23 protein-coding genes are annotated in these 22,316 nt (G+C 62.4%); 4 read left to right on the forward strand and 19 right to left on the reverse strand.

Features of this window, described 5'->3' with window-relative positions; genetic code table 11:
* The first annotated feature begins 1 nt into the window (after position 1).
* Genes AB6Q56_RS11680 through AB6Q56_RS11695 form a run of 4 tightly spaced genes read left to right on the forward strand, consistent with a single transcriptional unit; the run spans position 2 to position 3,660 of the window.
* Entirely contained in the window at positions 2 to 499 is a 498-nt protein-coding gene (locus tag AB6Q56_RS11680; RefSeq protein WP_434513350.1) for a peptidylprolyl isomerase, read from the forward strand.
* 53 nt (positions 500 to 552) lie between these two features.
* Positions 553 to 1,224 carry a UDP-2,3-diacylglucosamine diphosphatase gene (locus AB6Q56_RS11685; RefSeq protein WP_434513351.1) on the forward strand — a complete coding sequence of 224 codons (672 nt, stop codon included), beginning with the start codon at positions 553 to 555 and terminating at the stop codon, positions 1,222 to 1,224.
* A gap of 2 nt (positions 1,225 to 1,226) precedes the next feature.
* Complete coding sequence (gene recQ, locus AB6Q56_RS11690) at positions 1,227 to 3,041, forward strand: DNA helicase RecQ (protein ID WP_434513352.1); 1,815 nt, start codon at positions 1,227 to 1,229, stop codon at positions 3,039 to 3,041.
* A gap of 1 nt (position 3,042) precedes the next feature.
* The gene (locus AB6Q56_RS11695; RefSeq protein ID WP_434513353.1) at positions 3,043 to 3,660 is read left to right on the forward strand and encodes a DUF2238 domain-containing protein; all 618 of its coding nucleotides are present in this window, start codon (positions 3,043 to 3,045) and stop codon (positions 3,658 to 3,660) included.
* A 102-nt stretch (positions 3,661 to 3,762) separates the two neighbouring features.
* Here AB6Q56_RS11695 and AB6Q56_RS11700 read toward each other — a convergent pair whose 3' ends face one another.
* From AB6Q56_RS11700 to AB6Q56_RS11790, 19 genes are all read right to left on the reverse strand, one after another.
* Positions 3,763 to 4,392 carry a CCXG family PEP-CTERM protein gene (locus AB6Q56_RS11700; protein ID WP_434513354.1) on the reverse strand — a complete coding sequence of 210 codons (630 nt, stop codon included), beginning with the start codon at positions 4,390 to 4,392 and terminating at the stop codon, positions 3,763 to 3,765.
* A 218-nt stretch (positions 4,393 to 4,610) separates the two neighbouring features.
* A complete protein-coding gene (locus AB6Q56_RS11705) occupies positions 4,611 to 5,669 on the reverse strand; it encodes a tetratricopeptide repeat protein (protein WP_434513355.1) in 1,059 nt (352 codons plus the stop codon).
* 1 nt (position 5,670) lies between these two features.
* Entirely contained in the window at positions 5,671 to 6,498 is an 828-nt protein-coding gene (locus tag AB6Q56_RS11710; RefSeq protein ID WP_434513356.1) for an ExeA family protein, read from the reverse strand.
* Between the two features lie 22 nt (positions 6,499 to 6,520).
* Positions 6,521 to 8,260 carry a pilus (MSHA type) biogenesis protein MshL gene (mshL, locus tag AB6Q56_RS11715; RefSeq protein ID WP_434513357.1) on the reverse strand — a complete coding sequence of 580 codons (1,740 nt, stop codon included), beginning with the start codon at positions 8,258 to 8,260 and terminating at the stop codon, positions 6,521 to 6,523.
* Positions 8,257 to 8,643, reverse strand: coding sequence for a hypothetical protein (locus AB6Q56_RS11720; protein ID WP_434513358.1), 387 nt, complete (start codon positions 8,641 to 8,643; stop codon positions 8,257 to 8,259). The genes mshL and AB6Q56_RS11720 overlap by 4 nt, the downstream gene beginning before the upstream one ends.
* Positions 8,640 to 9,320, reverse strand: coding sequence for a type II secretion system protein GspM (gspM, locus tag AB6Q56_RS11725; protein ID WP_434513359.1), 681 nt, complete (start codon positions 9,318 to 9,320; stop codon positions 8,640 to 8,642). The genes AB6Q56_RS11720 and gspM overlap by 4 nt, the downstream gene beginning before the upstream one ends.
* A complete protein-coding gene (locus tag AB6Q56_RS11730; protein ID WP_434513360.1) occupies positions 9,317 to 9,985 on the reverse strand; it encodes a PilN domain-containing protein in 669 nt (222 codons plus the stop codon). Before AB6Q56_RS11730 ends, gspM begins: the two co-directional genes overlap by 4 nt.
* Entirely contained in the window at positions 9,982 to 10,869 is an 888-nt protein-coding gene (gene pilM, locus AB6Q56_RS11735) for a type IV pilus biogenesis protein PilM (RefSeq protein ID WP_434513361.1), read from the reverse strand. The genes AB6Q56_RS11730 and pilM overlap by 4 nt, the downstream gene beginning before the upstream one ends.
* Positions 10,870 to 10,976: 107 nt before the next feature.
* The gene (locus tag AB6Q56_RS11740; protein ID WP_434513362.1) at positions 10,977 to 13,964 is read right to left on the reverse strand and encodes a DUF6701 domain-containing protein; all 2,988 of its coding nucleotides are present in this window, start codon (positions 13,962 to 13,964) and stop codon (positions 10,977 to 10,979) included.
* A 28-nt stretch (positions 13,965 to 13,992) separates the two neighbouring features.
* Positions 13,993 to 14,454: a hypothetical protein gene (locus AB6Q56_RS11745; RefSeq protein ID WP_434513363.1), complete on the reverse strand. Its 462-nt coding sequence runs from the start codon at positions 14,452 to 14,454 to the stop codon at positions 13,993 to 13,995.
* Positions 14,451 to 15,236 carry a hypothetical protein gene (locus tag AB6Q56_RS11750; RefSeq protein ID WP_434513364.1) on the reverse strand — a complete coding sequence of 262 codons (786 nt, stop codon included), beginning with the start codon at positions 15,234 to 15,236 and terminating at the stop codon, positions 14,451 to 14,453. The genes AB6Q56_RS11745 and AB6Q56_RS11750 overlap by 4 nt, the downstream gene beginning before the upstream one ends.
* A 46-nt stretch (positions 15,237 to 15,282) precedes the next feature.
* Positions 15,283 to 15,822: a type IV pilus modification PilV family protein gene (locus AB6Q56_RS11755; RefSeq protein WP_434513365.1), complete on the reverse strand. Its 540-nt coding sequence runs from the start codon at positions 15,820 to 15,822 to the stop codon at positions 15,283 to 15,285.
* The gene (locus tag AB6Q56_RS11760; RefSeq protein ID WP_434513366.1) at positions 15,812 to 16,336 is read right to left on the reverse strand and encodes a prepilin-type N-terminal cleavage/methylation domain-containing protein; all 525 of its coding nucleotides are present in this window, start codon (positions 16,334 to 16,336) and stop codon (positions 15,812 to 15,814) included. Before AB6Q56_RS11760 ends, AB6Q56_RS11755 begins: the two co-directional genes overlap by 11 nt.
* Positions 16,337 to 16,386: 50 nt before the next feature.
* Entirely contained in the window at positions 16,387 to 16,845 is a 459-nt protein-coding gene (locus AB6Q56_RS11765) for a pilin (protein WP_434513367.1), read from the reverse strand.
* Positions 16,846 to 16,869: 24 nt separating this feature from the next.
* Positions 16,870 to 17,436, reverse strand: a complete 567-nt coding sequence (locus AB6Q56_RS11770) for a prepilin-type N-terminal cleavage/methylation domain-containing protein (protein WP_434513368.1) — start codon at positions 17,434 to 17,436, stop codon at positions 16,870 to 16,872.
* Positions 17,437 to 17,496: 60 nt separating this feature from the next.
* Positions 17,497 to 17,919 carry a hypothetical protein gene (locus AB6Q56_RS11775; protein WP_434513369.1) on the reverse strand — a complete coding sequence of 141 codons (423 nt, stop codon included), beginning with the start codon at positions 17,917 to 17,919 and terminating at the stop codon, positions 17,497 to 17,499.
* Between the two features lie 6 nt (positions 17,920 to 17,925).
* Positions 17,926 to 19,149, reverse strand: a complete 1,224-nt coding sequence (locus AB6Q56_RS11780; protein ID WP_434513370.1) for a type II secretion system F family protein — start codon at positions 19,147 to 19,149, stop codon at positions 17,926 to 17,928.
* Positions 19,150 to 19,154: 5 nt separating this feature from the next.
* Positions 19,155 to 20,864 carry a GspE/PulE family protein gene (locus tag AB6Q56_RS11785; RefSeq protein ID WP_434513371.1) on the reverse strand — a complete coding sequence of 570 codons (1,710 nt, stop codon included), beginning with the start codon at positions 20,862 to 20,864 and terminating at the stop codon, positions 19,155 to 19,157.
* A gap of 128 nt (positions 20,865 to 20,992) precedes the next feature.
* Positions 20,993 to 22,285 carry a DEAD/DEAH box helicase gene (locus AB6Q56_RS11790; RefSeq protein WP_434513372.1) on the reverse strand — a complete coding sequence of 431 codons (1,293 nt, stop codon included), beginning with the start codon at positions 22,283 to 22,285 and terminating at the stop codon, positions 20,993 to 20,995.
* Positions 22,286 to 22,316: the final 31 nt, after the last annotated feature.

Raw genomic sequence — 22,316 nt, forward strand, 5'->3', positions numbered from 1 at the left:
CATGTCTCAAGTCAAACTGACCACCAACCACGGTTCGATCACCCTCAAGCTGGACGCCGAAAAGGCACCGAAGACGGTCGCCAACTTCGTTTCCTACGTCGAAGCCGGCCATTACGACAACACCGTCTTCCATCGCGTGATCAAGAATTTCATGATCCAGGGCGGCGGCATGGAGCCGGGCATGAACCAGAAGGAAACCCAGGCCCCGATCGAGAACGAAGCCGCCAACGGCCTCAAGAACAAGCGCGGCAGCATCGCCATGGCCCGCACCAACGATCCGCACTCGGCCACCGCCCAGTTCTTCATCAACGTCGTCGATAACGACTTCCTCGACTTCAAGTCGCCGTCCGGCCAGGGCTGGGGCTACTGCGTGTTCGGCGAAGTGACCGAAGGCATGGACGTGGTCGACAAGATTCGTGCCGTTGCCACCGGCAACAAGGGCTTCCACCAGGACGTACCGAAGGAAGACGTGATCATCGAGAAGGCCGAGATCGTTTGATCCTCTTCGTCTCCGATCTGCACCTGTCGCCCCGGTCACCCGGGGCGACTGCTTTGTTCCTCCGCTTTTTGTCGGGCCGCGCCCGCCAGGCCGAGGCCCTGTACATCCTTGGCGATCTGTTCGAAGTCTGGGTCGGCGACGACATCGACGACCCCTACCACAACCAGATCACCGCCGCGCTGCGCGCCGCCAGCGAGGCCGGCTTGAAGATTTTCATCATGCACGGCAACCGCGATTTCGCGCTGGGCGACCAGTTTGCCCAGGCTGCCGGCGCCAAGTTGCTGCCTGACCCTTACGACCTGACGCTCCCCGAATGGTCGTTCGTGCTCTCCCATGGCGATGCCCTGTGCCTCGACGACCTGGCCTACCAGGCCTATCGCGCCAAGGTGCGCGATCCCGAATGGCAGCGGAAAATGCGTGCCAAGCCGCGCTTCCTGCGCAGCCTGCTCGGCCGCTACATCCGCTGGCGCAGTGGACGCCGCAAACGCGACGACAGCTACATCTACGCCGACCTGCAGCCGGCGGCCACCGACGACTTCCTGCGCGATCACGGCTACACCACCTTCATCCACGGCCATACGCACCGGGCGGCGACCCACGACCATATCGTCGACGGCATCCACGTCGAACGCTGGGTGCTCGCCGACTGGCACGAGGATCGTGGCGAAGCGCTGGTCTGGGACGGCGAGACGCTGAACCGCGAAGCCATCCTGCCGGAAAGCTGAGCATGCCCCCCTCCTCCCGTGCCCTCGACATCCTGCGCGATGTCTTCGGCTACCCGGCCTTCCGCGGCGAGCAGGCCGAGATCATCGCCCATGTCGCTACCGGCGGCGATGCGCTCGTCCTCATGCCGACCGGTGGCGGCAAGAGCCTGTGCTACCAGATTCCCGCCCTGCTCCGCCCCGGCTGTGCCGTCGTCGTCTCGCCGCTGATCGCGCTGATGCAGGATCAGGTCGATGCCCTGACCCAGCTTGGCGTCAAGGCGGCCTGCCTCAACTCGACCCTCGACTGGCGTGAAGCGCAGGCCATCGAACAAGCGATGTTCTCGGGCAGCCTGGATCTGGTTTACATCGCACCGGAACGCCTGCTGCTCGAACGCACCCTGTCGATGCTCGACGCCCTGTACGAGGCCGGCAAGCTGGCCCTGTTCGCCATCGACGAGGCGCACTGCGTCTCGCAGTGGGGCCACGATTTCCGTCCGGAATACCTGCAGCTCTCCGCCCTGCACGAACGCTACCCGGCCGTGCCGCGCATCGCGCTCACCGCCACCGCCGACCAGGCGACACGCAACGAAATTCTCGCTCGTCTCGGGCTGGGCGAAGCCCGCGTCTTCCTGTCCAGCTTCGACCGCCCGAACATCCGCTACACCGTCGTCGAGAAGGACAACGCCAAAAAACAGTTGCTGGGCTTCCTGTCCGGCCGCCAAGGCCAGGCCGGCATCGTCTATTGCCTGTCGCGCAAGAAGGTCGAGGAAACCGCCGAATGGCTTTCCGCCCAAGGCTACCCGGCCCTGCCCTACCACGCCGGACTGCCGGCGCCCGAACGCACCGCCAACCAGCGCCGCTTCCTGCGCGAGGAAGGGCTGATCATGTGCGCCACCATCGCTTTCGGCATGGGCATCGACAAGCCGGACGTGCGCTTCGTCGCCCACCTCGACCTGCCCAAGAGCATCGAGGCCTACTATCAGGAAACCGGTCGTGCCGGCCGCGACGGTGAGCCCTCCGAAGCCTGGATGGCCTACGGCATGCAGGATGTCGCCCTGCAGCATGCGCGCATCGCCGAATCCGGCGCCGCCGAAGGCCAGAAAATCCTCGAATCGCAACGCCTGACCGCCCTGCTCGCCTACTGCGAAGCGCCGCGTTGCCGCCGCCAGGTGCTGCTCAACTATTTCGGCGAAGAACGCCAGCCCTGCGGCAATTGCGACGTCTGCGACAACCCGCCAGAGCTCTGGGACGGCACGCAAGCCGCGCAGAAAGCACTGTCGGCCATCTTCCGCACCGGCATGCGTTTCGGCGTTGCCCACCTCACCGACATCCTGCGCGGCAAGGCGACCGACAAGGTCAAGCAATGGAATCATGACCAGCTACCGACCTTCGGCGTCGGCAGCGACCTCGATGAGCACGCCTGGAAAAGCACCTTCCGCCAACTGGCCGCCGCCGGCCTGATCCATGTCGACATGGCCGAGCATGGCGCCCTGCAACTGACCGAGGCCGCGCGCGAAGTCCTCAAGGGGGGACGCAGCGTACCGTTGCGGCGGCCGCTGCGGCGCAAGACGACATCCGCGAAGACCAGCCGCACGGCCGTCAGCGACCTGTCGGCGGCCGACGATGCGCTGTTCCAGTTGCTGCGCCGCTGGCGGGCCGATACTGCGCGGGAACAAAGCGTTCCCGCCTACGTCATCCTGCACGACAAGACCCTGCGCGAATTGGCCGAGGTACGCCCGACCAGCCATGGCCTGCTGGCCAGCATTACCGGCATGGGCAGCGCCAAGATCGAGCATTACGGGGCGGAATTGCTCGACCTGATCCGCAACGAGGGCTGAGATGATGCAGCGCGACACCTTCGACGCCTTTCTCGCCAGCCTCGTCGTCGCCGCGCTGATCGCTTCGGGAATCGCTCCCCATGACCGCGCAACCTGGCTCATGGAGGTGGCCCCGGTCATCATTGCCCTGCCGGTGCTGGCCGCGACCCGGCGCAGCTACCCGCTGACCGCGTTGCTGACCATCCTGATTGCACTCCATGCGCTGGTCCTGATTCTCGGCGGTGCCTACACTTATGCCAACGTGCCGTTCGGCTTCTGGCTGCAAGACGTCCTGGGAACGGCGCGCAATCCGTACGACAAGATCGGCCACTTCATGCAAGGCTTCGTACCGGCATTGATCGCCCGCGAAATACTGATCCGTGGACACCACGTGGCCGGCCGTCGGATGACGGCGTTCCTGTGCGTCTGCATCGCCATGGCGATCAGCGCCAGCTACGAATTGATCGAATGGGCAGCAGCCCTGATCATGGGCCAGGGCGCCGACGAATTTCTCGGTACGCAAGGCGACCCGTGGGATACCCAGTCCGACATGTTCATGGCCCTGATCGGCTCGATGAGCGCCATTGCCGTGCTGAGCAAGTGGCACGATCGGCAATTGGCGCAGCTTCCCAGCCGCTAACCCCGGCTCTGGAAATAAAAATGCCTGCAAGCGACTGCCTGCAGGCATCGAGATAGTTTTCACCCGAGCAAGGCGCCCCTTCGGCCGCCTTGCGATAGCTCCCTATCCAGCCCGGCGGCTACGGCGTCCGGCCATCAACCCGATCATACCAAGGCCTAACAATGCCAGCGACCCCGGCTCGGGCACGGCAAGACGGTCGAGATTGGCGACTGACAGGTTCTGCCAGGCACCGCCGTTCACACTGAAACGCCCGGCCTGCCCGCCATTGCAGCAGCCCTCGGCCCAATAAGCATCCAGCGTGTGGTTGCCCGCCGACAGATTGCTCACGCTCCCCTGAAGAAGCTCGGACAGGGCATTCCAGTTGCCGCCCCACCACAAATCGGTCGCGTTGGTATTGAGCAAGACGCCATCGAAGTACAAGGCGCCGCCATAACCGGCATCCGGCGCCAGCTGGAAGGCCATCGTGCTGCCGGCAAAGGCGCTGCCGAGATTGAAATTGACGCGCAGATGGTCGTAGCTGTTGTTGGCGCCAGTCAGCCCCGAGAAATTACCCGGAGTGGTGCTGGCGATGCTCGAACCCTGCGCCGACCATCCGGCGCGATAGTCGCCGAACGAAGCGTTGGTCAGGGTGCGCACCTCGTAGGTGATCAGCGAGGCGTGCGCGGCGATGGATGCCGTGGCCAGTGCGAGGCCGAGCAGGCTAGCGCGCAACTTGAAAGGGAGTTGGGTCATAGTGTCATGTGTGGGTTTGGGCTACCGCATCCGGCAGCCTGGTTTACAAAAGATAGATCGCGAAGCGGCACGGCGCCCGATGGCGTTGCGTCGATCCCGAACACTTGTCGTTATAGCAAAACCGACGACGGCGGCATGTGAGTAAATTCACACGCCAGGCAAAATCTCGGCCTTTTCCGACAGGCAGCCGCTCCCGCCCGATCACAGCCCCCTGCGGGCTAGCGCAAGTGCTGTTCCGCGACGGCCGACAGTTCGGCATTCAGCGTACCGGCTGACAGCGCCCGACGCAGAGCCTCCCGTGCCTCGGGTACCCGGCCATCGGCCTCCAGCGCCAGGCCCAGCCCCAACCACCAACGCCCTTCGCTCGGTACCAGGCGGGCGGCGCGCTGATAGTGCGCCACGGCCTGACGATGCGCGCCGAGCCGCGATTTCACATGCCCCTGGAAGCCGGCGTAATCCGCATTGGCCTCGGCATAGGCCTGCGAGCGGGCAAGACTGCGGTCGGCAGCAGCCAGATCGCCGTGTTCCAGCTGCAGGCGGGCCAGCGACATCGCCCAGCCAGTCTGTGCCGGCATCAATTCGACGCCTTCCTGCAGAACGGCCATCGCCTCGTCGATGCGTCGCATGTCCAGCAACTGGCGGAGCAAGGTCTGGCGCACCTGGACATAAGCCGGATCGATCTTCAGCGCGGCCCGCATGCCATCGAGCGCCTCGCCGCTACGCCCGGAAGCGAGCGCCGTTTCGGCCTTGCGGTATTCGGCATCGGCGCGATCGCGCGGCGTGGCAGGAACCGGACTCTTCTCGATCTTGACCGGGCCTGCCGGCGCCGCGGCCGAAACCGGCTCGGCCTTGGCGGGCGCGGCAGGAACTGGCGGCACGACGGGATCGGGAACCCCCAGCACCGGCGCGGCAGGAAGGGGAACGACGGCCAGATTCGACGACAGCCGAAGAGTCTCGTCGCCCGACATCGCGGCATCGGGCGCTGCAGCCGGTGGCGACATCGCCGGCGGGGCGGGTAGTTCGGGGGGAGCGACCAATACGGCCGGTGGCGGCGAAGGGGGTGCAACGGCCAGCAACGGCGCGTCGAGCAAGCCGGCTTGATGAACGGCCACCGCCCCGGCGACTGCCAGCCCCAGCCCTGACAGCAACAGCAGCCCTTTGCCTCGACCGCTTTTCCCCGGGGGCAAGGCGCGAATTTCCCGCTGCAGGCTCTGGCGCGCCAAGTCGTCGGGGCGCTTGGCCTCGAGATTGCGCAGCATGTCGTTGATCAGACTCATGTCACCACCATCCGGTCGACGCGGCACCTTCGGTATCGCCGGCTGCCTGACGCACGTGCCGGGCGCCAACAGTGTGCTTCCCTTCGCCATAGACCGCCAGCAGCGCCTTGTGCGCCAGAATGTTGAGCAGGCGCGGCGTGCCGCGACTGGCCCGGTGCAGACAACGGACCGCGCGCGGCCCGAACAGGCTTTCGCCGCGATAGCCCGCCACCCGCATCCGGTGCGCCAGATAATTCGCCACTTCCTCGCGTGCCAGTCCGCCCAGCCGATAATGAAAGGCGATGCGCTGGAGCAACTGGCGTACCGACGGCTCGGCCAGCTTGCGATCCAGCTCGGGCTGGCCGAAGAGAATGATCTGCAGCAGCTTGCGCTTCTCCGTTTCCAAATTGGAAAGCAGGCGCAACGACTCCAGTGTCTCCAGCGGCATGGCCTGCGCCTCGTCGATGCAGACAACCACCTGCCGCTCGGCCGCCGCATGGCTCAACAAGGCCAGGTTGACGCTCTTCAGCAGATGATAATCGTCGGCCTGGGCATCGACCTCGACCGCCAATTCCTCGGCCAGCGCCAGCAAGAGCGTGCGCGGCGCCAGATAGGGGTTGGGCAGGTAGGCGGAAACGCTGCCTTCCGGCAGGGCTTGTAGTAAACGCCGGCACAGCAGCGATTTGCCGGTGCCGACCTCGCCGGTGATCTTGATGAAGCCCTCACCGCTGTTCAGCGCGACGAGGAGCGTATTGAGCGCCTCCTGATGGCTGCGCGTGATGACCGTGAAGCTGGTATCCGGCGTGATGCTGAAGGGCAGTTCGGTCAAGCCGAAATGATCGAGATACAACGCTAAGCGCTCCCGCTGACGCTTACTGCCATTCGAAATTCCGCTGCTGGCGCGGATCGAGCGCCTGCATGCGTTCCTGTGCATCCCCTGCGGCCGTTCGCCAGGATTCCTCCCCCTTGATGACGGTCGAGCGCATCAGGATGACCAGTTCGCGCTTGCGGTTCAGCACGCTTTTCTGACCGAACAGCGCGCCCACCCCGGGTACACCGCTGATGCCCGGCAAGCCGTTACGGCTGGTGGTCTGCTCCTGGCTCATCAGGCCGCCGATGGCGACAATGCTGCCATCCTGGACGCGGACGATGCTGTCGGTCTCGTTGATCGTGCTTGAAGCCAGGGGCAAGGTATAGGTTCCCAGATCGCCGAGGTTCACGTTCTTGGTCTTTTCCGCCACCACGCTGACCTGTGGATGCACGTGCAGAATGATGTTGCCGTCGTCGTCGATCTGCGGCGTTACGTCGAGGGCGATGCCCGAGAAGAAGGGTTGCAGCGTGATGTTCGGCGTCACCACATTGCTGCCGCCGGCCGTTCCGGTCGTCACGTTGGTGCTGATGCCGGTGACGAAGTAGTCGTCGGTCCCTACCTTGAGGACGGCCTTCTGGTTGTTTGTCGTCGCGATGCGCGGGCTGGACAGCACCTGCACGTCACCCTGCCCCTCCAGGAAGGAAAGCAGCGCGGCGAAATTGTTCGACTGGAAGGTCAGGCCGAAGAAGCCGTTGCCCGTAGTGCCAGTCGCCAACCCGCCGTTGCTGCCCGGACGCGCGGCTACCGAGGTACCGGCGGTGATGCCGGTCGCCGAAGCGCCAATGGTTCCCGACCCGGCCAGCACGGCGTTTGGCGCCGAGACACCCAATGAGAAGCGATTGGCCACGCCGCCGAACTGGCTCCAGTTGATACCCGTCTGATACGTATCGTTGAGCGACACCTCGATGATCTTGGCTTCCAGCATGACCTGCCGCTCGACCATCAGCTGTGTGGCTTTCAGATAATCCTCGACCCCTTTCAGTTCCGCTGGCGAGGCCTTGACGAGAACGACGCCGGATGTCGGGTTGATGATCACGTTGCGGCCATCCTGATTGCCGACGATGGTATTCAGCGCCAGGCCGAGCTCCTTCCAGAAATCATAGTCCGAGGTCGTCTGCACGCGAGCGCTATCAATGGCGCGTTGCGGCACACCCCCCGTCGTTCCCCCCGGAACCACGGGCTGGGTACTGGTTCCGGTCATGTTCTGCATCGGATTCGACGTTGTCGGCGAACTACCGGTGACACGCATGTCGCTGGAGCCTACCCGGCGATTGGCCAGGTAATTGATCTTGAACATCCGCGTCTGGACCGTATTCGGCTGTACGAAGATTCGATTGCCCTGGACGCGGTAGGCATAACCGTAGACATCATGCAACGTATCGAGCGCTTCGCGGACCGTCGTGTTCTTCAGGTTGAGGCTGACGGTACCCGACAGATCGGGCGGAAAGAGCATGCTGTACTGCGTTCCCGACACCAGGGCATTCAGCACCTGGGCGACCGGCGCATTGTTGACCGCCAGGTTGAAACGCGGTTCCGGCTTGGCAGGGGCCGGCTGATCGAGCTGCAAGGGCGGCACCATGGCCTGCCCCACCACATCGCTCTGCGAACGCGCCGGCTTGCTGTTGGCTGCCGCTCCCATATCCTGACCAGCCCGGTCGAAAACATCACCGCGCCGCGCATGCTGGTTACTGCACGCAGCCAGCAACAGTGCCGACATGGCCACAATCAATATCTTGCTCATGGGAGCCCCTTTACTTGCCCTGACTTGGCCGCCTTGCCGGCAGCTGGCGTCACGATCATCTGTTTTTGGACGTCGGGAGTCAGATACAGATGCGTCACGCCATCTGCTCCCTGCAGCACCGCCTCGCGTTCGTTGAGGCGGACCAGGGTCGCGCCGCCCAGCTTGCCCCCCAGCACCACCGTCTTGCCGCCAATCACGGCCACCGGCCTACCACCCTGTGGCATCAGCACCGATTGCAGACGAAGGGCTCCAGCCGCGCCATCTCCACCATCCACGGCACCCTCGGCCTGCGCCATCCAATTGGCCGGCGGGCGGGTCGGGTCGGCGGACTGCGCCATTACTGCCGGGCAGAAGGCAATACCAACGAGTACGAACAGTCTCATAGCGCCAACCATGTCTTGTCCGGGCTCAAGGTATAGACGACCAAGCTCATTTCGGCACGTGGATAGTCGATCACGCGATAGCTGAGTTGGCCCCAAAGCAGTTTCTGCTGCAGTTTCTCGAGCTGGGTGAGATAAGCCTGCAACTGCCCGTAGTTTCCTTCCAAGCGAATCTCGACACCGTGCCGAAACAGATCGAAACTGCGCTCGGCCGGCTTGGCGTCGCCTTCCTTGATCGTCGCCTCCGGCAGAACGCTTTGCGGTGCCAGGGTCTTCAGGCTGACCAGTCGCAAGCCGGCATGGCGAGACAACAGGCTTTCGAGCAAGCCATTCATTTGCTCGGGGCGCACGAGAACCGAACTGAACTGGCGCAGTTGCTCGTCCAGCTTGCCGCGCTCGGCCGTCAGCGCAGCCAGGTCGGCCTTGCGACCGGCATCAGGATCAACAGCCAACTGCTGCTGCATACCCGCCACTTCGACCTGCAGGCGGGCCACGTTGGCGCTTTCGCCGGCCAGCGTCGCTTCCATACCCTTGGCGCGCGCACTCTGGGGATCGACGAACAACGTGTATCCGATCAGCAAGGGGCCGAAAGCAACCGCCAAAGCAATCAGCAAGCGCTCGCGCTGCGTCATGGCGACATAACGCTTATTCAGGCGAGACCAGGACTGACGCACGTTCATCGCGCCTTCTCCGGCTCGGTGCGCAGCACAAACTCCGTGTAGCGCGGCAGCGGCGGTTGGGCAGCAGGCTTTGCCGCCACCGGCGCGACAGAGGATGCGGCCTCGCGCCTTTCGGCGGCCGGATCGACTGCTTTCATGTCGAGCGTTGCGAAGCGCCGTCCGGCAAAGGCCGGTTCTGCATTCAGGCGACCGATATAGGTAGGCAAGAGCGCCGGGTCGGTCAAACGCCCGCGAATTTCAACATTCTTTTCGGCAAAGCCGAAGCCGGTCAGCCATACACCCTCGACCACTTGACGCGAAAACCCCTGGAACAAGCCCGAATACGCCTGGCTGGTCGGCAGATCGCCCTGCGCCACGATATTCAGCACCTGCTGGCGCTGGGCCACGCCCGTTCTGGCCGCCTCAAGCAATTGGTCGAGTAGCGCATCGCCCTTGCGCTCACCCATACGCTGGCCGAGCGATTGAACCTGTTGCTGCAAGGCGGCCAACTCGCCGCGCACAGCACCCTCGCGCGCCCTCAAGCCATCGAGTCGCCACGCCGCCACGCTGGCCAGCACCACCACTGCCAACAGCCCCACCAATCCGGCGCCAGCCACAACCGGTAAGGCGAGCCAGTCGAAGCGCGGCCTCAGCTCCGGGAGCAGCAGGTTGATCTGCTGGCTCACGCGTCGCTCCTCAGCGCGGCGCCGATGGCCAGCAGGCTTTGCGCCTGCCGCTCGCTCGAACGCAGCTCGGGAATGCCGTCGAAGCCAGCCACCGCGGACAAATTTGCGGCCTGGACCGGCAGGTAAAGATTCTGCCCCAGCGCGGCCACGGTGCCATCGGTATCGAACTCCGAACAGACCAGCAGGCGCGACACTGAAATGAAACCGTACTGGCGGTCGAAATTGTCGAGCGTGCGCTGCAGTTCGAGCGCCAGTCGCTCCAGCATCTGCTGCCGACGCTCGACGTCTGCATCGGCCAAACCCTGAGCCGAAACCTCGATACGCCTGGCGAGATAAAGCTCGCCGCCAAAGCTGATGGTCAACAAGCTCTCGCCAGCCTGCATGACCAGAAACGCCAACCCCCGGTTGGACTCCTCGAACAGCGCCGCCACGTTGCGCACCGCCATTTCCGGAATGTCGATCGCCTCCAGCGGCACGCGGGCTGCATGAAAAGCGGCCATTCTTTCCGCTACCACAGATTGAGGTGCGATGACGGCGAAGACATTGGCCTGCCGCCCTCCCTCGGTCGGAATATCGGCGACCGCAACAGCAGCGCCCTCGACGGGGAAGTCGACCATATCCTTCAAACGCCAGCGCAGGGCCTGAACCCGCTCATCGAGCGGCACGGCGGGGGATTCCAGTTGCGCCATGCGGTACTGGCTTTCGCCGAGCAACGAAGCGCAGCGGTAGCGCTTCAAGCCCCTGCTCTGTGCCAGACGGGCCAGCGCATCGCCCTCTCTTCCTTCAATCCTGAAGGATTCGCACAAACGGATTTCGGGACGCTTGCCGACTGAGGAAATGACATGCGCAAGATCGACGCGATCGCCCGAGCGGACAACCGACATCCATCCTTCCACACGCTTTACCCCAAAATTCGGCCACATGCCCCAAATACCTTAAGTTTTTTCAGAAGGATAGCCAGCAACGCATTATTTTTCAATGGTTTTTTTCCTCAATAGCGCTCCCAAAAATAGATCACAGAGGAACGCGGACCACAGGAGCCAAAACAGGCACGCGCCGTCGGTGCCGGCAAGGTGAGCCAGGTATTGGCGCCGCGCAGGATGGCGCCGGAAACATCGACCAGCCCTGCGTTTCCGGCACCTGGTGCCGACAGGCGCAGCCGTGAGTCGCCGGCCACCAACGGAGAAGAAAGGGTGGCCGTGGTCTTGTTGCGCAAGGCGTTGGTCAAGCCATTGTTGGCCGATGTCGGCACGGTCAAGGTCGTACACGTATCGGCTGCATTGTTCATCCAGCCGTTGGTTGACCAAAACTGAAGATTTGCCGGTACGGCGAGCGGCAGCAGTTCGCTGCCGTAGGCATTACGCAGCAACAGGCGGCCGCTACGCACGGTTGTCGTGCCCTCTACGGACGTGGCCGGAGCCGCCCGCAGCGAGGTCACCCCCTCGCTATCCGTAGCGCGCACCCGAACAACCGTCGGAACGGTGTTTGCAGCAGTTAACTGGTAGCTTGGCAAACTCGTCGTGGCCACGCCATTGGCAAAGGCGGCGAGCGCAATGCTGCTTCCCGCCGTAAAGCTGCCCGGCCCCGGGTTGGCTACCGTATCGCCCGAATCCCGGGCCGACAGGGTTGTGACCTTGGAGAAGGGCGTTGCCGACGTGCCGTGATAGTTCATGGTGGTCGCTCCCGCCGCATTTCGTGCCGCCACCTGCAGGGTGAATGGTTGCCCGGAATAGGTGAAGGCTCCCGCCACACAAGCTTGGGTAACCGTCGTGTCGAAATGATCCGGATAGAAGCGGCCAAAATAATTGCTTGCCGCCGTGTTGCCAAACTTGCACCCGACCTTGCCGGCGGCATTGTGCGTATTGGAAAAGTCGTTGGGCGCCGTGTTGATGCACACCGTATCCGACACATCCTGGTAGGCGCTGGTGAAGGTCGCATCGTACACGCCGTAGGGCTGGAAGCGGAAATAGCCCACCTCGTCGTAGGTAAAGGCTGGGCCGGACGCCCCGTCGCCCGTGGAAACACTGGCTGCGGTCGTGAAGGAGCCGGCCAGCGTACCGACCCGCACCGGCATGCCGATCCATTCGATCAGGCTTGGCGAGACCCCCGGCGTACCGTCGTAGCCGGGAGCGCCTGTGTTCGCAGTAAGCGAGAAAGCGGCGCCCGCCTTGATGATGGGCGTTGCTGTCGCGCTGACACCGGTGACATCGGTATTGGCATCGGACGATGTGATCGATGCAAAGCCGGCCGGCCGGATAGCGAAACGATCGTTGGAGCAGAATGTGCCGCCGGCTCCCTGACTGAAGCGGACCCAGACATTACGCAAGGCCCGGGTGTTCTGCCCGGCCGGTACCGTGTAGGTCGTCGCCGTTGCCGGCCGCCCCGATGTAAAGGCGATGGTCTGCGCCGACACCCCACTCACCGTCGTCGGCGCTGTCGTCGGGCAGCGGGTTGTGGCATTGATCGTTGTTCCGCTACTGCTGACCAGATCGACGCTGACCGGATTTCCCGCTCCGCTGTTGAAGCTGGTATCGACTGCTTTTGGCGAGCCCGCCAAAGCGACCAGATCGAAGCTCATCGCTTGGCCGACAACCTTGGTGTAGAGACGATTTCCGGTTGCCGCACAACGCCCCGGACTGCCCGTCAAGTTGCTGCAAGCATCGAGGTCCGAGGCGAAGCAGCCGATATTGGGCAAGGTCAAGGTACAGGTCGCGCTGCTGCCATTCCAGCATTTGACGCCATTGAGCGGCACCGAACTGAGGTTTGTCGCCCCCAGCGTAATGGTTCCACCCGGCGCCAAGGGTTGTGCTGTTACCGACGTCGCCGGGCTACCCGAGGCAATCGAGAAATTACCCGTCGACGGTGTCCAGGTGACCCCACCGCCACCACTACTCGTCAACGTTCCCGACAGGTTGGCATTCAACTCACTGCCCGCCGGACAGGGAACCGTGGATGAGCTACACCCCAACACCGTAACGTTCATGGGGCAAAGATTACCCCCGGCCGTATAGCGCAGTTCAAGATGGTCGTAAGGTGGCACCGCCGGCGAGCCGATCACCAGGTCGTACGAAAACGTATAGGTTCCGGCTGCCGTGAAATCGTACTGGATGGCGACCCCCGTATCCTGATAGGTACTGGTCACCCCGGTCGTCAAACCATTGGGATTGAGAATCGCGCAGTTGGTCCACGGTGAGCTCATGTCCCAGAAATCCTGAAACCCGGCCACGCAGTACTTGCTGAATTGCTGGCCGCTGCGCTCGCGGAAGGATTCGACGATCGTCACCCCGGACGGAATACTCGTGGTTGAGGGGCAGCTCGTTCCGGATGGAGGCGGATAGGTACCCACCACTCGATTGCCGTTGGCGTCCAGATAACTCACACCGCAACCATTGTCGCTACCGCCCAGATAGGTGTCGATGGCGTGATAGTAGCGAACCGGATTACCGGCGCTCACTGCATAGCCATTGGGAATCGTCAGCGTCACATTCAGGGTAACGAAATCGTATGGACGCGTGTAGCGGTATTCCACGCTGATTTGTGGTCCATTGGTAATGCCGTAACTCGCATTGGCAGTCTGCACGACACCATTGGCTACAGGGTTGGCTGGCGTCGGGCCGGAAATTGTCCGGGTACTGTAATTGTTGGCGATCAGAAAATCAGGCGTACCGACATTGTGCTGTGCGCCATAAGTCGTACCGTTCGCCCGCAGATAGATGCCGTTATCGAGGCGCACCAGGCTGGTCAGCGGGGTATAGGCCGGGTCGAACAATTGCTGCCCCGATGAAGCCCCGTTCCAGCGGGTGACCTGCATCTTCGAACTGGCATCAATATAGATACGCAAGCCGTCGGAGGCACTGGTCCCTCCCGACGAGTTGAGCTGAACCACCTGCGCCAGGGCCAGGCCGCAACCCATGGCCATCGCGGCAAGAGCGAGGCGCACCAGCTGCCTGATGAAACAGGCGATTTTCTTCACGACCATTTCTGCTGCTCCCGCCATCATGTCATCGTCAGCAATCAAAAGGGGCGGCGACAATCGTCGCGTCACGGCATTTCTCGACCGTCACCTCGACCAGCCGCTCGATCCCCGGCGCCTTGGCGCCATTGGCCGTCGCCCGCGAACTGATCCGGTAGATGCGTATCTGCCGCCCTCCTTCGGTAGTATCCCAGCTCTGGCAAACCACATTCACCGCGTGCCCCGGAATGGGTGGTGAGCCATTCACGCAGGGCGGCAACGCGGCGGCCTGCGCATTCGGGTCGAGCTGGAACATCCCCCACTCTGCGCCGGCCCGCGCCGCCTGGTAGGCGCGGGCGCCGCCGATATCGGCGGCCATGTTCACATTCGACGTCGACACGATATTGACCAAGCCAGCCGCCAGCGTGGCCATCAACAACAATAGAAAAACGGCCATGAGGACCGAGACACCGCGCTGCCGCCTCCTTCCTGGAATCTCGGATAGATGGCGGCTCATGGCGTATTCAGCACATCGACCTGATGAAGGATTTCGACCGACTCGCCATTCCGCTCCAAGGTCAGACGCAGGACAGCCAGACCATTTCGCTGCAACACCGCAGGGGTATAGTCAAATCGACAGGCCGAGACATCGGTGATCAGCACCGACGCGGCGCCACCTAGTGCCCACGGAGTTGAGGCGACCGCCGGCTGAAAGCCGTATCCACCATGCCGAATAACCGTACCGGATTGCGGTGTTGCAGCGTTCGCCGCACATTCGTAGGTAACCGGTGCACCAACAATCTGAAAGCGATTTTGTGGCGACGCAAACTGAAACTGAGCCCCCCCCATTGTAAATGACAGGGTGGTCAATCCACTCCCCACCACAGACAAGGCCTTCCGGTTGCTTCCCGCGTAGACATCCGAACCCAGCAAGCCCAAGTTATAGATAACCAGTTGATCGCCTGCGTTCACCGTCACACCCGGCCCCAGCACATCAAAGGTGTTGTCGGCGCCGTTGTTGAAATCGAGCGGATCCCCACCCCCTGCCCCGGTGAGTTCTGCACGATATCGCCCGGCATCGCGGATAGGCACGAATTCGAGAAAATCGCCGGCAGCGGACACACGAACACTGTTCGGCAAGGCACCCTGCAAATCCCGGGCAATACGACGCACGGCCGTATCAGCCGCATCGGCCAATTCGGCACGATTTCCGGCATCGAGGTAAGCGCCAATCTGATTCCGCCCGAAGAGCGCAATCATCGACACAACAATGCCGGTAATGACAATCGAAATGATCATCTCGACCAGCGTAAATCCTTGCTGGCAGTTGGACACCCGAGGCGGATCAGTAACGCGGCGCATAACGGAAACGGTAACCCGTCAAAGCAAAGTTCTCAGTGCCGAATGCGACAGTCACCGTCACGCTCAGCGCCGCACTATTGTCCGCCAGGCCGAGCGTCGCTCCGACGCGGGCAATAGCAACCGTAGCCGTATAGCCGGGCATGATGTAATTGCCCGTTACATCGGCAACATTCTGCATTGCCGGGTTGCCGCCATAGTCATCAACATTGTCGTAGGTGCCGCGCACCTCACCCGCACCATGCGTTCCCGTATTCTGAGGCATGGTGCAATCGGCATAGGATTGCGCAGTCGCGGCGTTCGCATCGTCTGGATCGCACCAGGTAAAGGGTTGGTGCAGGATTTCGTTGAGCAGCCCCTCTGCAAGCGCCACCATCTGCTTGGTCCGCATCGGATCGGCACTGGCGAGAATCATCGGATTCAGCGTCGACACTAGGGCAATAACGCCCACGGTGACAATGACGATGAAAACAATCTGCTCAATCAATGTGATGCCGCGCTGGGCAGCAGCAATCTTAGTGGACATAGCCGGTTTCTGCTTCCACGGTGACCATAAGACTGGCATCCAGCCCTGAAACGCTGAACACCGATGCGCTCAGAGGACGCCCGGCACCATCGAAGACCACATCCGCTGGTAACGCAACAAAGGCGACCATATTTGCTGCGGTAACTTGTAATTGCCTGTTATCAGGACCGATCAAGGGAAGCCCTTGCACACAATCGACGGCGCCATTGCCATTCGATATCCGAAAGTCCACTCTAGCGGGGGCCGCAGAAAACGTTGCGCAAGTCGTCCGCCGAGCCGCCACAGCAGATTTTTGTGCGTACCTCAAACCTGCCACCACGCTGTCTCTAAATGCCCGCGCCTCAAATCCCGAATCACCGGAAAATCGAGGTATAACAGCCAGCGCCAGAACGCCCACGATCACAATGACAACAATCAACTCCACCTGCGTAAAACCCCGCATACCGAACCAACAAGACAAAAACCCGCCACAGGACGGGTTTTTACTGTTGCAGGAATCTGCCAGACGCTGCATCGTGGCAGCTAAGCAGTTGGTGGCGTGAGCATCAGCCTAGCCTGAAAAACTTACCCGCCGCAATTTGCAACCGTAACTGCCCCCACGTTCACCACGCCAGTCGCTCCGGTATACGTAACTGCACACGCAGCAGGACCGCCAGTCTGCGTCACGGTACAGACGCCGGCCGCACAGGCAAATGTAAATCCATCGGTAGCTTGCATGGCTGCCTGAATACCTGTTGCAGTTCCAGCGGGAATTCCTGTCCCGGCCGCCACGTCCACTGCCTGAACAGCGCCGGCCAGCCCCATGTTCACGGTTGTTGCGGCAGCATTGCCAGTAGCGATATAGCGTGACTGTGCCAATGCCACCGCCGAACGCAGCCCACCCGCGACACCATTCATGGCAGCCATGCGAGCATCCGTTGCTACGTTAATGAAGCGAGGCAACGCCGTCGCGGCAAGGATACCGAGAATAACGATCACGACAATCAGCTCGATCAGGGTGAAACCTTTTTGCATTGCTTTCATTACATGCTCCTCAAAGTATAAAAATCAGCATCCGGTGGTCGTCACTGGACCAATCAAGGCTGCCTGGTTGGCCGCTGTGGGTTGGGTATAGGTAAAGGTGCAAGCGGCCGGGGTGGTTGCGCCGCTGATACCGAAAGTCGCCACGCCGCCGGCAACGGTGTAGGTATAGCCTTCGTCTTGCAGGTTGGCGGCTGAAGGATTGAATACCCCGGTCAGGCCGGCCATCGAGAGGATTCCCGGCGTACCGATGGCGGTTGCCTCGGGGTAGCCGAATACCAGGTTGACCAGGCCGTTCTCGGTACATAAGGTGCCGTTGGCTCCCGTGGCGTTGGAGGCCGTGGCGCCGCCGGTGCAGGGCGCGACATCGGCCACCCCGCTGCGTGCCAGCACCGTGGCGTGTGCCAGCGCGGATGCCGCCCCGACGCTGCCGCGCGCCGCCTGCAGCTTGGCAACGCGTGCATCGCGCTGCAGATTAACGAAGCGCGGCAAGGCAATCGACGCCAGCAGGCCGAGAATGATGATGACCACGATCAGTTCGATCAGGGTAAAACCACGCTCCGCTACCGGCTTGGGTTTCGGTTCCATATCCATGCGTCCATTATCGGCTGGAAATTTTATTACTTTAGCCATATTACCCCTCCACCTCAACATTTATTCGCGCCCTTGATCCAGACGCTGCAAGGAAACACCTGAAATGACAAGCCTGCCATCGCCACCGCCGCGCCCCAGGCGAAAGCGTGCGCGCGAACCATCGTGAAATCGATAGATCAGCTCACCAGCCTGTCGGTCGAAAAACCATATCGAGCACTCGTCGGGCGCCGTGTCGAATGCCCCGCGGTAACTGGCCGGCTTGCTCGCCACCCAGTCCACCGGGTTGTTGCTTTGCGGCAAGCTGCCGCTGGATGCTACGCGATGCACAACGGCCTCTGCGAGCTCCAGGCGCATGCTCGCTGCCTCGGACTGCACCAAGGCCTCCTCCATGTCGCTGCGCACCGAGTCCAGCGATGCGAGCAGGAACAGCGACACCGCTCCGATCAGGGTGATGGCGATGGCGAATTCGTAATAGCGTCGCATCGCCGCTCATCGCTTGATGGCCACTTTGCCGAGGTCCCACATCGGCAGGAAGATGCCGAGCGCGAGGATCATGACCAGCACGCCAAGCGAAATGATCAGGATCGGCTCGATCTGCTGGCCCAGGGTCTTCAACTCGTATTCAACCTCGCGCTGGTACATTTGGCCGACCTCTTCGAGCATGTCGTCGAGGGCACCTGATTCCTCTCCGACAGCGACCATCTGCAACACAACCGGCGTGAAGAAGCCGGACGCGATGGCTGCCCGCAAGACACTCTCGCCGCGCTCGACGGTGTCGCGCATGCCCTCGATCCGGGTGGCGATATAGCTGTTGTCAACAGTCTGCGCCGAATTGGTCAGCGCCTGCATGACCGGCACACCACTCCGCAAGCCGAGTGAAAAGCTGCGGGCAAAACGGGCCATCGCCGCCTTGCGCACGATTTTCCCGGCAATGGGGAAGCGCAGGGTAATCGCCTCCCACCGCATCCGCCCGGCTGCAGTGCCAACCCAGGAACGGAAGGCGACGACGGCTGCAACCAGCCCTCCCAGCAGCACGGGCCACCAGGCGACCATGAAATTGGAAAAACCAAGCAAAAGTCGCGTCATGAACGGAAGCTCGGCGCCAAAACCCTCGAACACCTTGGCGAACGCCGGTATGACAAAGAGGTTCACAACCACGATGGCAACCGCCATGGCGAGCACGACGAACATCGGGTAGCGCAACGCCGACCTTACCTGCTCACGCATGAAGCGCTCGAATTCCAGGTGCTCGAACAGGCGGAGGAAGATTTCATCGAGCATGCCGGTCGCCTCACCGACACGCACCATGGAAATGTAAAAGGGATTGAATACCTTCGGATGGCGGGCCAGCGATACCGATAGCTCGCGCCCGGCCTCGAGGCTTTCGCGTACGTCGCGAATGACCTCCTTCATTGACGGGTTGGTGGCCGACTCCTGCAAGCCGCCAAGCGCACGCATGATCGGTACGCCGGATTTCAGCAGGGTGTGGAGTTGCCGCGAGAAAAGCAGGATGTCGATATGCTCGACCTTGGGCTTGAAGAGCGACCAATCGACCGCCAGCGCTGCTTTCGCTGACTTTGCCTCAAGAATGGAAACCGGCGTGATGCCGCGCCCCAGGAGGATGTCGGCGACCCCACCCGACGAAGCGGCTTCGAGCACGCCCTCAATCAGTTTGCCGCCGGCATCCCGTCCCTTGTAGGCAAAGTTGGCCACGCGGCTTATTCCTCGAACTGGTTGCTGATGCGCATGGCCTCGGCAACCGTGGTCTTGCCAGCCAGCACCAGGCGCACCGCATCACGACGCAGGGTTTCGCCGGCCATCTGCTGGCGCGCCACGCGCATGAACTCACCCGGGTCTTCATGGTTGATGGCCTCCACCACGGCATCGCTCATTTCCAGGAACTCATAAACCCCGCTACGCCCTTGGTAGCCGGTATTGGCACAGTGGGCGCAGCCGCGGCCGTGGTGGTAGGCCTGACTATCGACCTGATCGCCTAGTTCGAAACGCAGCCACTCATGTTCATTGGGAGTCGGTGAATAAGGCTCGCGGCAGTTGCCACAAATCACCCGCACCAGTCGTTGCGCCACCACCATATGCACCGAGAGCGCCACCATGTAACGCGGCACGCCCATGTCGAGCAGGCGGATCGGCGTCGAGATGGCGTCGTTGGTGTGCAGCGTGGATAACACCAAATGCCCGGTCATCGCTGCCCGCATGCCGATTTCGGCGGTTTCCTGGTCGCGCATTTCGCCGATCAGGACGATGTCCGGATCCTGACGCAACACGGTACGCAGCACGCGTGAAAAGGAAAGATCGATCTTTTCGTGTACCTGCACCTGGTTGAGGCCGCCGAGCCGGTATTCGACCGGATCTTCGACGGTGATGACCTTCTTTTCCGGGCTGTTCAGCTCATTCAACGCGGCGTACAGGGATGTCGTCTTGCCGGAACCTGTCGGGCCGGTGACCAGCACCATGCCGCTCGGGCGTTTCAAGGCATAGCGGAAACGATCGAGCACGTGCGGCGGCATGCCGATCTTGTCGAGTTCCAGCAGGCCGGTGTTCTGGTTGAGCAGACGCATGACCACCGATTCGCCAAACTGTGTCGGCAAGGTGGAGATACGCACATCGACCGGATTGCCGCGCACCTTGATGTTGAAACGGCCGTCCTGCGGCAGGCGTTTCTCGGAGATGTCGAGGCCGGACATCAGCTTCAGGCGCAGCGCCACGGCCGACGAAATCTTGGCATCGGCCTCGGTCTGGATGTGCAGCACGCCATCGATGCGAAAGCGGATACGCAGCGACTTTTCCTGCGGTTCGAAGTGGATGTCGGAGGCGCGCAGGCGCATGGCTTCCTCGAACACCGTCTGCAGCAGCTTGACGACCGGCGCATCCTCGGCGCCCGGGTTTAGGCCGAGCAGGTCGCCGAATTCGATCGGCACGTCGCCCAGTTCGGCGGTCAGTTCCTTGGCCAGGCCGGTGATCTGCTCGCCGCGATGGTAGACGCGGTCGACCATCGCCAGCAGTTCGCTCTCGGTGACGACCGCGAGGTCGATCTCGCGGCGCACCAGGCGGGTGATTTCGTCGTAGGCCTGGAGGTCGGTGGGGTCGGACATGCCGATCTGCAGGCGGCCATCCGCCAATTGCGCGAGAACCAGAGCCCGGAAGCGGCGGGCCGGCGCCTCCGGGAGCAGCTTGATCAGGTCGGGCTTGGGGGTAAAACTTTTGAGGTCGACGAAAGGAATCTGCAACTGACGGGCCAGCGCCTGCGAGATGCCGGCCTCGGTAACATAGCCGCTCTCGACGAAGACGCGCCCGAGCTTGCGGCCGGTACGCTTTTGCTCGTCGAGCGCAATTTTCAGTTGTTCGTCGGTCAGCAAGCCTTGCTGAATCAGCAGGTCGCCAAGCCGGATTTTTTGCGGGGGGGGCATCCCGACCTCCAAAACGCCTTAAGAAAACTCACTAACAATATGAAGTTAATGAAATAGTTTCCACAGTAGACGTTTTTACAGCCCCCGACAAGCCTACCGCCGGCCAGCGGCCGGCAAATTGTTGTCAATCAGCGATGGCGGTTGCCATTGTGATGCTGTTGCGGACGACCGGCACTTTTCCCGGACTTATGCGTTTGCGTTTTCGGCTGCGGTTTGCCCTGCCCTTGCGGCTTGCGCGCGCCGCGCGGCGGCAGCTCCGGGCGCGGCTTGGCGACTGCCGACTGTTCGAAACCCTCGATCACCACGCGCTCTAGGCTGCGCTTGATCAGCTTCTCGATGTCCTTCAACTGGCCGCGTTCGTCGTGGCAGACCAGCGAAATCGCCTCGCCTTCCATACCGGCACGGCCGGTGCGGCCGATGCGATGCACGTAGTCTTCCGGCACATTGGGCAATTCGTAGTTGATGACGTAGGGCAGCGCGTCGATGTCGATGCCGCGCGCCGCGATGTCGGTGGCGACCAGCGCCACCAGCTTGCCGTCCTTGAATTCGCTCAGGGCGCGGGTGCGGGCTCCCTGCGACTTGTCACCGTGGATCGCCGCCGACTTGATGCCGGCTTTTTCCAGTGTCCGCGCCAGCGCGTCGGCGCCGTGCTTGGTACGGGCGAAAACCAGCACCTGGTGCCAGCCACGGGTAGCGAACAGATGGCAAAGCAGTTCCTTCTTGCGTTCACGATCCGTCTCGATGACCTTCTGGGTGACGGTTTCGGCCGCCGTGTTGCGCGGCGCGACATCGACCGACACCGGGTTGTGCAGCAGGCCGGCCGCCAGCTCGCGGATTTCCGGCGAGAAGGTGGCCGAGAACATCAGGTTCTGCCGTTCCTTGGGCAACAGCGCAATGACCTTGCGGATGTCGCGGATGAAGCCCATGTCGAGCATGCGATCGGCTTCGTCGAGAACGAAGATTTCGATGCCGCCGAGATCGACGGTTTTCTGCTGCACATGATCGAGCAGCCGGCCCGGCGTGGCGACCAGGATATCGACGCCGCGGCGCAAGTTGGCAATCTGCGGGTTGATGCCGACGCCGCCGAAGACGGCCAGCGAGTTGATCGGCAGGTGCTTGCCGTAGGTGCGCACGCTTTCCTCGACCTGGATGGCCAGTTCGCGGGTCGGCGTCAGGACCAGTACGCGCGGCGTGCGGGCGACGCGGCTCAGGCGGTCGTTCGGGCCGGAGGCCAGGCGGTGCAGGATGGGTAGCGTGAAGCCGGCGGTCTTGCCGGTCCCGGTCTGCGCGGTAGCCATCAGGTCATGGCCGGCGAGAACGGCAGGGATTGCCTGCTGCTGGATGGGAGTTGGCGTGTCGTAGCCCTGCTCGGCAACGGCACGCTGGATTTCGGCCTTCAGGCCGAGGTCGGAAAAATGCATGGGGAGTACTCCAAAGCGAAGCGCCCGGCCG

It is taken from the genome of Dechloromonas sp. ARDL1 (assembly GCF_051122455.1).
In the GTDB taxonomy this organism is placed as follows: domain Bacteria; phylum Pseudomonadota; class Gammaproteobacteria; order Burkholderiales; family Rhodocyclaceae; genus Azonexus.